The sequence below is a fragment of the Paenibacillus sp. J22R67 genome (genome assembly GCF_059692175.1).
Genome location: NZ_JCAUAX010000002.1, coordinates 309506 through 322112 on the forward strand (window position 1 = coordinate 309506; position 12607 = coordinate 322112).

13 protein-coding genes and 1 other annotated feature (1 of these 14 only partly in view) are annotated in these 12607 nt (G+C 43.6%); of the genes, 1 reads left to right on the forward strand and 12 read right to left on the reverse strand.

The annotated features are described in order from the left end of the window. Positions 1 to 4: 4 nt before the first annotated feature. From AC58VC_RS07515 to AC58VC_RS07535, 5 genes are all read right to left on the reverse strand, one after another. Entirely contained in the window at positions 5 to 658 is a 654-nt protein-coding gene (locus AC58VC_RS07515; protein ID WP_497368218.1) for a SurA N-terminal domain-containing protein, read from the reverse strand. Positions 659 to 1341: 683 nt separating this feature from the next. Continuing rightward, the gene (locus tag AC58VC_RS07520; protein ID WP_497368219.1) at positions 1342 to 1611 is read right to left on the reverse strand and encodes a hypothetical protein; all 270 of its coding nucleotides are present in this window, start codon (positions 1609 to 1611) and stop codon (positions 1342 to 1344) included. A gap of 108 nt (positions 1612 to 1719) precedes the next feature. After that, positions 1720 to 2370 (reverse strand): MBL fold metallo-hydrolase, encoded by a 651-nt coding sequence (locus AC58VC_RS07525; RefSeq protein WP_497368220.1) that lies wholly within the window; start codon positions 2368 to 2370, stop codon positions 1720 to 1722. Between the two features lie 19 nt (positions 2371 to 2389). Further along, positions 2390 to 3601 (reverse strand): multidrug efflux MFS transporter, encoded by a 1212-nt coding sequence (locus AC58VC_RS07530; protein ID WP_497368221.1) that lies wholly within the window; start codon positions 3599 to 3601, stop codon positions 2390 to 2392. Positions 3602 to 3645: 44 nt separating this feature from the next. Beyond that, positions 3646 to 4212 carry a cysteine hydrolase family protein gene (locus tag AC58VC_RS07535; protein ID WP_497368222.1) on the reverse strand — a complete coding sequence of 189 codons (567 nt, stop codon included), beginning with the start codon at positions 4210 to 4212 and terminating at the stop codon, positions 3646 to 3648. 121 nt (positions 4213 to 4333) lie between these two features. Between AC58VC_RS07535 and AC58VC_RS07540 the strand changes: the two genes are divergently transcribed. Next, entirely contained in the window at positions 4334 to 4945 is a 612-nt protein-coding gene (locus tag AC58VC_RS07540; protein ID WP_497368223.1) for a TetR/AcrR family transcriptional regulator, read from the forward strand. A gap of 89 nt (positions 4946 to 5034) precedes the next feature. On the opposite strand, the gene AC58VC_RS07545 is transcribed toward AC58VC_RS07540, so the two are convergent. The 7 genes from AC58VC_RS07545 to AC58VC_RS07575 form a co-directional block, all read right to left on the reverse strand. Next, on the reverse strand, positions 5035 to 5622 hold the full coding sequence (locus tag AC58VC_RS07545) for a TetR/AcrR family transcriptional regulator (protein ID WP_497368224.1): 588 nt from the start codon (positions 5620 to 5622) through the stop codon (positions 5035 to 5037). A 15-nt stretch (positions 5623 to 5637) separates the two neighbouring features. Then, complete coding sequence (locus tag AC58VC_RS07550; RefSeq protein ID WP_497368989.1) at positions 5638 to 6552, reverse strand: SDR family oxidoreductase; 915 nt, start codon at positions 6550 to 6552, stop codon at positions 5638 to 5640. A 185-nt stretch (positions 6553 to 6737) separates the two neighbouring features. After that, entirely contained in the window at positions 6738 to 7688 is a 951-nt protein-coding gene (locus AC58VC_RS07555) for a 5,10-methylenetetrahydrofolate reductase (protein ID WP_497368225.1), read from the reverse strand. Between the two features lie 152 nt (positions 7689 to 7840). Beyond that, positions 7841 to 8836 (reverse strand): quinone oxidoreductase family protein, encoded by a 996-nt coding sequence (locus tag AC58VC_RS07560; protein ID WP_497368226.1) that lies wholly within the window; start codon positions 8834 to 8836, stop codon positions 7841 to 7843. A 105-nt stretch (positions 8837 to 8941) separates the two neighbouring features. Further along, positions 8942 to 9661, reverse strand: a complete 720-nt coding sequence (locus AC58VC_RS07565) for a helix-turn-helix transcriptional regulator (RefSeq protein ID WP_497368990.1) — start codon at positions 9659 to 9661, stop codon at positions 8942 to 8944. A 138-nt stretch (positions 9662 to 9799) separates the two neighbouring features. Next, positions 9800 to 10666, reverse strand: a complete 867-nt coding sequence (locus tag AC58VC_RS07570; RefSeq protein WP_497368227.1) for a phosphotransferase — start codon at positions 10664 to 10666, stop codon at positions 9800 to 9802. 127 nt (positions 10667 to 10793) lie between these two features. Then, the gene (locus AC58VC_RS07575; RefSeq protein ID WP_497368228.1) at positions 10794 to 12479 is read right to left on the reverse strand and encodes a glutamine--tRNA ligase/YqeY domain fusion protein; all 1686 of its coding nucleotides are present in this window, start codon (positions 12477 to 12479) and stop codon (positions 10794 to 10796) included. 70 nt (positions 12480 to 12549) lie between these two features. Continuing rightward, positions 12550 to 12607: a binding site (T-box leader), on the reverse strand; it runs 196 nt beyond the window's last position.

A 12607-nucleotide genomic window follows, 5' to 3' on the forward strand; every position in this document is an offset into this window, starting at 1 on the left:
TTGTTTAGCTTCCTCCTTTTGGGGAAATCATTTGGATCCCCGGTAACGATACCGCAATATTAGCTCGGGAACGAAGTTCTTCAAACCATGGTTCCATGAGATCAAGGATTTCTTTATTCACCAGTTCATCTCGAATTTCTGCAATCACTTGTGCCTCACTTTTAGTATTAGCAGCCGTATCATGTGACATGTGCTCCGCATAATGCGCTTTCACCTCATTGTCATCGACCGCTATGCGAGGCTCAAGCAGTTTACGAATATATAACTGAGTTCTGAGTTCCGTACGCAGTGATTGCTCCGTGTACCCGTCTTTCTTCAGATTTTCTAGAAATTCGTCTTCCGTGACATAAGCAGTTCGCACTTTATCGAATGAGGCTTGAAACTCACTTTCGGTCACACTCACCCCCGCCGCTTTGGACTCCTTCATGATTAAATCTTCTAAAATGAGTTTCTCCAGTATTTTCGGACCTTCATAATCGACAAGCGCTTTATACAGCTGATTTTGGCTAATCTTTACGCCATCTACTGTGGCAACAGGAATGTCACGCCCTTTATATAGAAAGACAATTAATAACGTTGCAATCAACAAAACAAACGATACGATCGATAAACCTTTCCACAGCGCAACATGCTGAAGTTCTTTCTTGGTAGCAGCCAAAGTAAATTCCCCCTTTTCGAGAGCAGAACCTCCTCTCCTTTAGTAATCTGGTGATCGAATGGAAGTTCATATAGGTGTTGTTTGCCAACGTTGGTGTTTGGTAAATGCTTAGGGACAGCAATCCTAGATCATGTTGACTGGTCGAGGTAAAGGATCGTGTACATAGAAGGTTCTCTGTAGAAAGTTTGAGGATTATCGTTATCAAATATTGATTTTTTACATGGTATACCTCCAATCTCTTACTACCCGTAGTATATAGAATGCGCTTACATTATAAAATTCAAAAGATTTTGGTTTTGTGGACTTTTCTTATCATAACTTCAAATAGTCCACTCAACTAAAAAATGTCCACCCTAAGTTGTCCCGGTTAATCGTCAACAACTAATAGCTTCTATATCGGAGTAGTCTCCTTCCCTTCCCTCCCGTTCTGTCCCTTCGCTAACGTTTGGCGTCTGTTTTAACCAATTCTAGGAAAAATAAGTTTAAAACTCAATGGAATATTTTATTTGGAAAATTGATTTTTTTAAGTACAAAAAAAGCCGCAGCTATGCGACTTTTAACCTTATATGCAATTGGGTAAACTATTCGTTTAGTGTAATTGTAAACTTTTACTTGTTCAGTTTGTTTTTATGTGGCAATGACATTTGCCTTATCTTTTTACTAGCTTATCGTTCACCCACTACTCAATCAACATGGTCTTTCTGAGCTTTTTGAGATTCTCTAAAAGAACCAAAAATGCCAACAAAAAAACCAATTAACCCAAAAGTAAACCCATACCGAGAAGAATCTTCAAAAGCCAGCAAAACGACAACTCCAAACAGAATAATATGTACGCCTAAAAGTTGAACTTGAAGAGCACTTGGATTAATAAAGTCCAATAATAGAAATAAATAAAAAATTGAAATAACTAACAGAGTCAGGACGATTAAAGCTACTAAGGTAACACTTAGCATTGCGACCTCCTCTATACTTAAAATTACGTGTTCAAACGCTAACTCAAATCCATTATATACCAGATTACACACTTGATGTGATAGCAAAAAATCCGCGATTTACGCGGATTATTCATATTGCATCGTAACGATACCTTTGTATTGAGCGAGGTTTTCCTTAGATATCTGCAATGTTTTCACCTCTGTCCTGCGCGTTCCTGCAGCCTCAATGAACTTATCTACCTTTGCAAAAACAATTTTTCCCAGGAGACCTAATGCCTTTGTACGATAATGCATCGGGATCGCAACGGTCGCTTGCAATTGATGCATCACTTGAGCAGCTTCCACACCATCCAGCGTCATTTTTCCTCCAACGGGAACAATGAGAATGTCCACTTTGCCGATTTCCTGAATCTGTTCCTCTGTGAGAAGATGGCCCAGATCACCACAATGACAGATCGTTAACCCATCTATTTTGAATCGAAAAATAAGATTTGGCCCTCGTTTCTTGCCATTTACCTTATCGTGGAACGTCTTGAATCCGTCGATACTCACATCGCCGTGGTTGTATGATTTGAGCTGATTAACCAGCAAGTAGTCGCCCGATGCCGCTTGCACTTTATTGTGATCAGCATGATTGTGCGTAACGACGACAATATCGGTTTCAATCGGAACCGGCATGCGATAACCAAGAAATTTATAGTAAGGATCAATGAGAATGCGCGTTCCCGATTCAGAGGTTAGCATGAAAGAAGAATGACCAAACCATTTAATCAGCATATAACCAATCCCCTTTTGTTTACTGGATAATAGTCAGCGCACTTTTGGCTTGAAGCTTTTTATACACGTTAAAATAGACCCAACCTGCATTGATCAGCAACAAAGCCCCCGTGACAATAAATACATATCTACTGCCTAACCAAGCCGCTACCTGTCCGCCAAGAATAGCACCTGCAAATACGCCCAAATAACCTGCCGACATTGTAAAGCCAAAAACCCTTCCGGTAATCGCTGACGGCGTGATTTTCTTGATTAATATATTGACCGTAGGGGTCAAACCAGCTGCCGTGAGCCCTAATAAAAAGCGAAGAAGCATCAGCTGCCAAGGATTTGTAACGAAAGCTTGAGGGATGAAAATGATGCCAGCAGCAATAAGCGAAATTAACATAACTTTATGTGCCCCTATTCGATCGGACAGCTTTCCTAGCCTTGGAGCAGCAAAGATATTAGCCAATCCCGACGCTGAGAATGTGATCCCCGAGACCAGAGCGACATGATTAAGATTATGGGACAGCTGGGTAATATAGACGGTGAGAATCGGTTCAATGGAGTAAAGCGCCACGGTTAATATAAAAAAGGTGATGAACATCGTTATCGTTAGACTCTTCTCAGGAATAAGCGCCCAAATTTCTTTGGTACTCTGTACTTGTTTATTTTCACGAGTGAACGTTTCTTTCACGAACATGGCCGTCGTAATGAACGCCAGCATCATCAGCCCACCTGTGATAAAAAATACATTTTTTATGCCGAAATTCTCTGCGAGAAATCCCCCAATCAAGGGTCCTAGCAATGAACCTGCAATGCTTGCTGTTGACAAGGTAGCTAAAGCATAACCCGCGTGATCCTTATCTGTTTGTGTTGCAATTAAAGTCGTGCAGGCCGTCGCATACCCCGTTATTATGCCTTGCAATAATCGCAGCCCTATCAACACATAGACATTGGGGGCAAAGCCCATGCTGCCAATAACGATCGCCATGCCTAGACTTGCTCGCAATAACATGGGTTTACGTCCAAACCTGTCTGCCGCTGCACCCCATATGGGTGAGAAAATAGCAGAAACGATAAAGGTAATTCCAAAAGCAATGCCTGAAAATTGGGCAATTAAACTCGCATCATTTACACCTAGGTGCTGGATAAAAAGAGGCAGAACAGGCGCAATCTGACTTAAGCCCACGCCTGTCACAAACATGCCAAACCAACAAACGAATAAATTTCTTTTCCAAATTGGCATCGAAACAAGCCTTCTTTCTACTTTCTTGCTGCAGAACTAACTTCTTAACGTGCCTCTAAAGAATTGATCCACGCATCCGTAGTCAGTACTTCTGCTTGACGAGGGAATACCTTCTCAACAAGAACCCGGTGAACCTCGGGATCGCCATCAAGGCACGCATCTGAAAGAACTTTAAGTGTATAATCACGATCCGCAGCTTCTCGCAAAGTCGACAGCACAACACCGCTGGTAGCAATACCAGTAAGAATTAATGTGTCAACTTGGAGGGATCGGAGGATGATCTCTAGATCGCTGCCAGAGAATGCGCTAACGCGGAGCTTCGTAACGATTGGCTCCCCTGGCTCTGGCTTCACAGATTCATGAATTTGTGTCGCTATATCTGAGGTAGTCATGCCACCGTATTGCGAAATTCTTGTTGCCATCCTGTTGCGCGGGTTAAGCTCAGGGTATCCTTCGCGAAACGCGATTCGCACATAAATAACCGGGATATCGTTCTTGCGAGCGGCTACGATCGCTTTTTGAAATGGAAGCAACTCCTCATCTGCGAAACGAGATGCGATGCCGTTCTGTAAATCCATGATCAACAATGAACTTTTGTTGTAATTCGGCATGTCTTGTACACTCCTATTCCTTATGATAATATTAAGCGGAGAACTCTCCATTTATAATAAACGGAGACCTCTCCGCTTGTCAAGACAACGAATACACTCACAATAGGAAGTGATGATTATCATGTTTGATTCAGAAAGGCCCCCTCGTTCGGAACGTCGCGACGCAGCGGAGAATCGCCAGCGCATCTTGGATGCGGCCTTTCGATTGTTCGATCAGAATGGCGTCGAACAAGTCAGTATGAACCAAATTGCCGCGGAAGCACAGATCGGTCCTGGTACTCTTTATCGCCGCTATCGCAACAAGGGTGAGTTATGTCTGGATTTAATGAAAGAGAACATCGTTCTCCTCTTTGAAAATATTGAATCGTACATGCAGCAAAACCGCTCAGCTCCGCCAAATCAACGACTGAATGGTCTACTCGAGTTATTTATCGCTTTCAGAGAGAAAAAGTCCCAATTACTTAAGGGCGTAGAGGATTCCGCTTCAACGAATCGCTCTCGATCCCGAACTCAGAGCCCTCTGTACCTGGAATTACATCAACTATTGGTGGAACTTTTCGACGAAATAACATCATCCAGCGGTCAGCCCCCCCAGCCAAATAACATTTTCAAGGCTGACATGCTGCTCATGGCTTTAAGTAGTGATTCCTATTCTTTTCAAAAAGAAGAGCGAGGGTATTCGTCGGAAACGTTTTTGGAACAAATTCGGTTAACGTTTAATTTGCTTCCCTAAGTGGTCGGACACGAAGATGTGATGAAACAAGCTAAAAGAGGCTTTCCCGTGGTCATTGGATGACTTTGGGACAGCCTCTTGTCTGACAGTCAAGTCAGGAGTTTGATCAACCGGTCCACTTCCCGCTGCCAATACCCCTTGCCTGCATGAGTCTCTTGTATCATTAATCCTGTGACGACGGAAAAATAAAGGAAGAGCAGCTGCCGCGGATCACCTTCTCCGAATTCACCAAGTTCCTGCCCTTTAATAAAAATAGGAACCAGCAAATCCATTGTATCTTGAGGTTGATATCGTGAGATTGCTAGCTTGGCTTGCTCTGGCACTCCTTCCGCAGTTTGAGCTTGCTGAATGAGTAAGAAGTAGTGCTTATGCGTGTCATCTAACATGTTCCATGTCAACGTTTTGAATTGTTCAAGTGGTGTTCCGGGAAGCAAGGGAACGTTCCGTATCGAGGCTTGCGCTTCTTCTACAGCCTCATGAACAAGCAGCGTAAACAGTTCTTCCTTGGACTGAAAATAACGGTAAGTAAGTCCTTGACTGATACCGGCTTCCGCGGCAATCATACTTATCTTAGTACCGGCGATTCCTTTGGTTGCGAACACTTTGCGTGCAGCCTTTTTGATCTGCTCTCTTCGTTCGTCTTGGTTGCGCTCAGGCGGGTTGTTCGTTTGCGACATCTTCGTCACTCTCCTCTATACGATTTCCGAATTTCGAATTTGACTCTCGCTGACTTCCCATAGCTTCCGTGCAAACTCCTTGCTGCGGGCAGCAGCAGCAGGAATCGCTTCCTTCATATCGGCATAGTATCTACCGCTTTCTCCATTAATTTCGTTCGAATCCGCAAGCCAGACGAGCGTCTCTGCTCCTTTTTCCACCGGCCGAGAGAACCGTTTCATGACCGCCATCGTCATCCGGGCCAGCGTGCCGTTGTCCTGATTGAAATTGGTAACGACGAGCCCGGGATCAAAACAGTTCGCGACAACTCCGGTTCCCTCAAGGAGACGGGCTAACTCCGTGGTGAACAAAATGTTCGCCAACTTCGTTTCTCCGTATCGGAAGTTAGCACCGCCCATCAGAGCTTGCGGGAAGCTATAGCGCTTCTCGGCGGACAAATCGTCGAAAGCGATGCCTTTTTTCGCCATCTTGTGTCCGTGGGAAGAAGTAGTAATAATCCGGGCCTCGCCACTCAACTTGATCCGGTCAAGGAGCAACGTTGTTAGCAAGAAAGGCGCGAGATGGTTAACTGCCCAGGTTTTCTCGATGCCGTCTCTGGTCAAGATCCGCTTCACGAACATTGCACCCGCGTTGTTAATCAGTACGTCGATTCGAGGGCACCGAGTCAAAATCTCGGACGCAACGCCACGAATCGACTGTTGATCAGTTAGGTCTGCCAGGAAGACGTCCACTTTCGATCGGCCTCCAGTCAGCGCATTGATCTGTTCGACAGTCTCCTTCGCCTTGGCTTGGTTCCGCGCCACAATCCCCAAGTCAGCTTCTCGAACCGCCAGTTCTTTGGCAGCCGCAAGCCCGATGCCGCTAGTTGCTCCTGTAATGAGCACATATTTCCCCATTGCACTCCACGGTTCATTTTTCAATTTCTCCACCATGATCATCTGTCCCCTCTCGAATTGAATGAACGATTCATTCATTTATTGATTTCATGGTACTCCCACATCCTGGAAATGTCAATTGGCCATTATCATTAATTTTTGAAAAAGCAAAAAGAGCAATCCTGCCGAGGCAGAACTGCTCCAAATTGAGTTTTCTATCATTAAGCTACACTTAGTAAACATTACCGAAATGAACTGATCGCGTATCTTTGCAGTTTTTTATCTAACATGGATCTTATGTCTCTAACGAGTTGAACCGATGCCTCAATTTCTACTTTCCTTGTTGAGACACTTTCAACACTGCATCCAATAGGAATTCCTTTTTCCAATGCAAAATCTAAAATCTCTTCGAAGATGCCCAGTGACAATCTTAATGATTTGTCCAGTACATCTTTTGAATATTTCAATTCATTTTCTAGCCATGTCGGAATACTTATTCCTAACCACTTCATGAATTCTAACGTTTTTTCGGAGCCGCATGGTGCAAGATTGAATAAAATAGGCACCATTTCCAATTCATTATTCGTATGGTAGTAATAATAATCGGATAAGAAATTTTTCGAAGCTTCCACATTATAGGTCGCTTGTGATACGAAAAAGGAGCATCCGTTCTGGGTCTTCCTATTAACTCGAATATGCTCATCGTTTTTTTTCATATGCCGCTCAGGGATGACAACTCCCCCAAAAGTCAAATTACTATTTAATTCCCTGCTTAAGCCATAAGCATCAGAAAGATCCAAGTTAATCTCCTGCTTACTTGAAGAGGCACCTACATATACAGAATATCTATCCCTATCCATATCGGCTTTTACCCATTTGACGAACTGATCTTCACTATACCGCCCTACGCAGCGATAAATAATTTGGGGTACTCGTAAATGATTTAGATATTCCTCGCTATAAACTGCAGGATCCATAGTTGGCAAATAAGGAAATGGCCTTTGCTGTTCAACACGATCCGTCTCTTCCTGAACATCATAAAGAATTAATGCATCTATATCGAGATCATTTATTCTTTCAACTTGCTTCTGTGCAATCTCAGCTACCCTATCCGAGCTATTCGTAATTTTCGGAGGCGTCATACCATAGGTCAAAATGCCAGCCTCTTTACCTAGTATTTTATCTTTTAGCATATCAACTTTACCCTCCAGAACTATGGTACCCCATACCTCATCTTCCTTATAAGAGTAATGATACCATTGACCGTCTGCTAGAAGGTAACTTTTAATTCCTATATCCTGTTATAGTTTTAAGCTATAACAAATTTCGAATCTGCACCAGCCTGTTACTCTCTTACTTTCAGCAAAAGTTTGCCCACCGTGTTCTTCTCCTCAAGAAGCTCATGAGCTGCAGAAGCCTTCTCCAATGGAAAGACGCCAAACACTTCCGCTCTGATATGGCCTTTGGCTAGAAGACTCAGCGCCTCTTTCGCTGCCTTACCGACTTCAGCAGGAGCATATTGGCTATATGCCCCGATATTAAATCCTTTTATAGATCTGTTAGATAACCAAATATCGTTGGACAATTGTGCGACATCTTCAGCCCCACTTGCATTTCCTAGCATCACTATTTGTCCCATAGGACGCAGCAGTTCCTGGCTAAGCGTACGCATACCGCCACCTACCGGATCAAGTACGATATCAATTCCCCGCGGACCTGATCTTTTCTTGATTGACTCCATGAAATCGGAACGAAGGAACAGCTCGTCGTAACCTAGAGAAGCGGCTAGCTTTGTTTTTTCGATACTCCCGACTGTTCCCATTACCTTGCCAGCTCCGAAATATTTCGCCACTTGCCCCAAGAAGCTGCCAAGCCCCCCTGCTGCCGCGTGAACTAGCACGTTGTCCCCTATTTGCATGCTAGCTACGTTCTTTATCGTCATATACGCCGTCGTTAGATTGACGATAGCAGCCGCTGCTGAAGCCATGTCAAGCTTCCCCCCAAGCTGATCCAGTGGGATTGTCAAATCCGGCCTTACCTGGGCGACCGATGCATATCCCCCCATTTCCATAAGGGTCATCGCAGCTACTGGCTGTCCGACGTAGAAGCCTTGCACACCTTCACCTATAGCTTTAACGAACCCTGATACTTCAAGCCCCGGCACAACCGGCATCGGGATGAGAGATCCGAACTCCCCTCGGCGCAACAATACATCCACATACCCTACTCCTGCATAGGCAACGTTTATGGTGAGCATCCCTGGTGCAGGTTGGAGTTCCGGAAGCTCCTTCACTTCAAGTTCTACCGACTCACATGGACGATTTATCACAATAGCTTTCATAGTAAAAGCCTCCTTTGGTTGACTATGAACTCAGTATAATCAACGTAAAAGGAGGTAACCACAGTATGTTTATACTGATAACCAGATTACTAGGATAAGGTGATATTATAAGGAAGCCTCAAGAAACTTCTTTAATCTTTGCTCTGTTGGTGTACCCGTTATAGGCGTGAAAATACAGAAATGAAGATCAGAATCAGCATTCATACTGACGAAGGAATTGATTTCAAACGCCAGTTCGCCAGCCCGAGGGTGGTTTAGAATGAATTGGCTTGTCTTTTTCAGCTGAATGTCGTGCAAACGCCATAACAAGTCGAATTCGGGACTATCGTTCGCCAAACGTTCAGCCGTTTCTTTAAACCATACATCACCATCATTACGTTCTAAATAAGAACGGAAGACTGCCACGGAATACCGCGCAAACTCTTCCCAGTTCACCATATGATTGCGAAAAAACGGCTCCATGAAAAAAATCCTCATCAGGACCCGGTCTTGATCAGACATTGTTGAAAAATCCGCGATGATCTTGCAAGCCGCATGGTTCCATGCGATTACTTCCGTTCTGTCATTAGCAATATAAGCCGGGAAAGCCATTTGATCAATGATATTCTGCCATTCCGGCTTCATACTCTCCTGCCTCAGAGGTGCAGCAGAGTTGTCTGGACTCCACAGACGGAGCAGATGCAGCCGTTCATCCGGGGACAATTGCAATGCCCTTCCAATGCTTTCAATAACCTCCCTGGAAGCAGTCACCTCTCGGCCTTGCTCAAGCCACGTGTAATAGGTGGCGCTAACGCCGGACAGTATGGCGACTTCTTCCCTCCGCAGCCCGGCGTTCTCCTCCGGCCATACGAATTCTGAATGCCAGCCTGCTCGGGGTGCAAGCGATCCCTTCTGGACTTCAGGAACTCACCCAAGACCTTCAGCCTGTTGTTATCAGCAGTCATGCCAATCCTCCTTGACCTTTCACAATGAAAACGACTTCCAATATTCCCATGCTATTAAATAATCCTCCAAATCATGTGGGTGTAATCTTATACAGATCCCAATTCGACAGTAAAGTTGAAAGATTACTTCTTCAATTAACCTTGAACTTTCAATCGGCTCATGATGAAGCAATTCAAAGGCTGTCATCAACGTTTCTAAATTCAAATCGTCTGGAGATGAGCAAAAAGCATAAGTAAAATCGTATAAGTTAGGACCAATCATCGGCGACGGGTCAATCACACCGACCAACGAACTTTCATTAAACACAAAATTATGTACACCCGTATCCCCATGCAGCAAATATCTGACTCTCTGATCCTCATTCTTCGAGATATTCTCACATATAGATTCTACCCTATTATAATCCTGAGTGTCTAAAAGGCTTCCCCAATCCTTTCTCGTACCCACCAAACTCCGGTAATTCCACTCGCGCCAAGATTGAATCGGTGACTCTATCCTTCCCCAGTTGTCGGTATCGGCAACTTTTTCGTACTTATTAAAGAATTCCTTAACTAAGATTGTCAGCCAATTTACCTTTGATCCTCGATTATAATGAGTTGTACCTTTTAAGTACGAATACACGATATAGGCTACTGCTGGATCAGTAAAGACAACTTCTGGCAAAAGTTCAATGTTCTTATAAGTTCCAAGAAATTGTTCGGTCAAAGCAATTTGATGCGGCTGGTCAATTTTTAGAACATATTTTACTTCTTCACACTCAGAAAGAAAATAAACAATACCATCCGTAGTTCCGCTCTTATTCATAGTTGCACTAACATTGTTATCTATGATTCCTTCTTGATTAAGAGTATTAATAATGTAGTTAAGATCAACTTTTTCTAACATTCTTCATTCCCCCTCGTACACATCATAGGGTGCTTTCGAAGAGGGATACAAGATAATGTTTGGTTTTACCCAACTATGCTACCCATGACAAAGGCAGCCGTCAGGAATAATCGGCTGCCTTGTCTTGTTAACTCATTTTTTTGCTCCAAGTATCTTTTAACGGAACGACACGGTTAAATACAAGACGGTCACTTGTTCTACACTTTTTAGCATCTAGCGAAAAATATCCATGACGTAAAAACTGGAATTTGTGTTCAGGGAGTGCTTGCTCAACGTAAGGTTCCATTAATACATCTTTTATAGTAACCATCGAGTCAGGGTTCATTAATTTCGTCCAATCTTCGCTGTCCTTCGGAACTTCCTGGTCAAGAAGTAGTTTCTCATAAAGGTTAACATCTGTCTTAACGGCGTGCTCCCCAGAAACCCAGTGGATCGTCCCTTTTACCTTACGCCCTGTAAACCCTGTACCGCTTTTGGTGACAGGGTCATAGGTGCAACGGAGTTCAGTGATTTCACCCGAAACATGATCCCTTACGATATCCTCGCACCGAATGAAATATGCCCCCTTCAACCTCACTTCTGCATGCAAACTAAGTCGGTGAAAGCCTTTAGATGGTACCTCCATGAAATCGTCACGTTCGATATAAATTGTTTTAGCAAAAGGAACCTCTCTTTTCCCTAGTGCCTCGTTTTCACCGTTGTTTTCAATCAACAACATCTCTACGGCATTCTCGGGATAGTTGGTAATGACTACCTTCAATGGTTGCATAACAGCCATCATATTGACTGTTTTTTCTTTTAGATCCTGCCTCAGACAATGTTCCAAGAGCGAAATGTCTACCGTGCTTTGGGTCCGGATGCTGCCAATTTCCTCAATAAAGCTGCGAATGCTTTCTGGTGTAAAACCTCTCCTTCTTAATCCTCGAAGGGTAGGAAGTCTGGGATCATCCCAACTATCCACGTGTCCCCCATCTACCAGCTGCCTCAAAAAGCGTTTACTCGTCACGACACCTGTTAAGTTCAGCCGACCGAACTCCCTTTGCCGTGGAGGTTCAGGGACTTCAAGCTCCTTTAAGACCCATTCATATAAAGGCCGATGATCCTTGAATTCAATAGAACACAAAGAATAGGTGATACTTTCAATCGCATCTTGAATAGGATGAGCAAAATCATACATAGGATAGATACACCAGTCATTTCCCGTTCTATAATGCTCAGCATGAATGATTCGATAAATGACCGGATCCCTTAAATTTAGATTCGATGAACGCATATCGATTTTGGCACGAACAACTTTAGAGGAAGTTGGAAAGTCTCCCTTTTTCATTTTCGCAAAAAGCTCTAGATTTTCCTCGATTGTTCGGTTTCTATAAGGGCTGTCTTTCCCTGGCTCCGTCAATGTTCCTCGATACTCGGTTACTTCCTCTGGCGTTAAATCACATACGTAGGCCTTCCCACGTTTGATCAAAGTGATAGCCGCGTTATAGATACTGTTCGAGTAATCCGAACCATAGTAGATATGTTCCCCCGGATCGTAACCAAGCCATCTGATATCCTCAATAATTGCGTTCACATACTCGATATCCTCCTTAAGAGGATTCGTGTCGTCAAAGCGTAGATGAAACGTCCCGTTAAACATATGGGCAATTGTATAATTCGTGTGTATGGCATAGGCACTTCCAATATGAAGATAGCCGTTAGGCTCAGGAGGAAATCTTGTGCACATATCCCTGCCAAATGCTTTCTCTTCAAGCTCCTCACGAATTAACTTGACAATAAATTTTTCGGTTACATGCTCTTGCTTATTGTCCAATGTCGACTCCTCCTAATAAACGCGAAAGTGGTGTTAAAATAAAAAAAACTTCACCTCCAAGACCTTCAGTCTTGAGGACGAAATTTTCGTGGTACCACCCCAGGTTCATTAATATGTCGCCATATTAA

Excerpts from the sequence above, each read along its gene's own strand:
- AC58VC_RS07520 (WP_497368219.1), bottom strand. The coding sequence starts at position 1,611 with ATGCTAAGTGTTACCTTAGTAGCTTTAATCGTCCTGACTCTGTTAGTT.
- AC58VC_RS07525 (WP_497368220.1), bottom strand. The coding sequence starts at position 2,370 with ATGCTGATTAAATGGTTTGGTCATTCTTCTTTCATGCTAACCTCTGAA.
- AC58VC_RS07530 (WP_497368221.1), bottom strand. The coding sequence starts at position 3,601 with ATGCCAATTTGGAAAAGAAATTTATTCGTTTGTTGGTTTGGCATGTTT.
- AC58VC_RS07535 (WP_497368222.1), bottom strand. The coding sequence starts at position 4,212 with ATGCCGAATTACAACAAAAGTTCATTGTTGATCATGGATTTACAGAAC.
- AC58VC_RS07540 (WP_497368223.1), top strand. The coding sequence starts at position 4,334 with ATGTTTGATTCAGAAAGGCCCCCTCGTTCGGAACGTCGCGACGCAGCG.
- AC58VC_RS07545 (WP_497368224.1), bottom strand. The coding sequence starts at position 5,622 with ATGTCGCAAACGAACAACCCGCCTGAGCGCAACCAAGACGAACGAAGA.
- AC58VC_RS07550 (WP_497368989.1), bottom strand. The coding sequence starts at position 6,552 with ATGGTGGAGAAATTGAAAAATGAACCGTGGAGTGCAATGGGGAAATAT.
- AC58VC_RS07555 (WP_497368225.1), bottom strand. The coding sequence starts at position 7,688 with ATGCTAAAAGATAAAATACTAGGTAAAGAGGCTGGCATTTTGACCTAT.
- AC58VC_RS07560 (WP_497368226.1), bottom strand. The coding sequence starts at position 8,836 with ATGAAAGCTATTGTGATAAATCGTCCATGTGAGTCGGTAGAACTTGAA.
- AC58VC_RS07570 (WP_497368227.1), bottom strand. The coding sequence starts at position 10,666 with ATGTTAGAAAAAGTTGATCTTAACTACATTATTAATACTCTTAATCAA.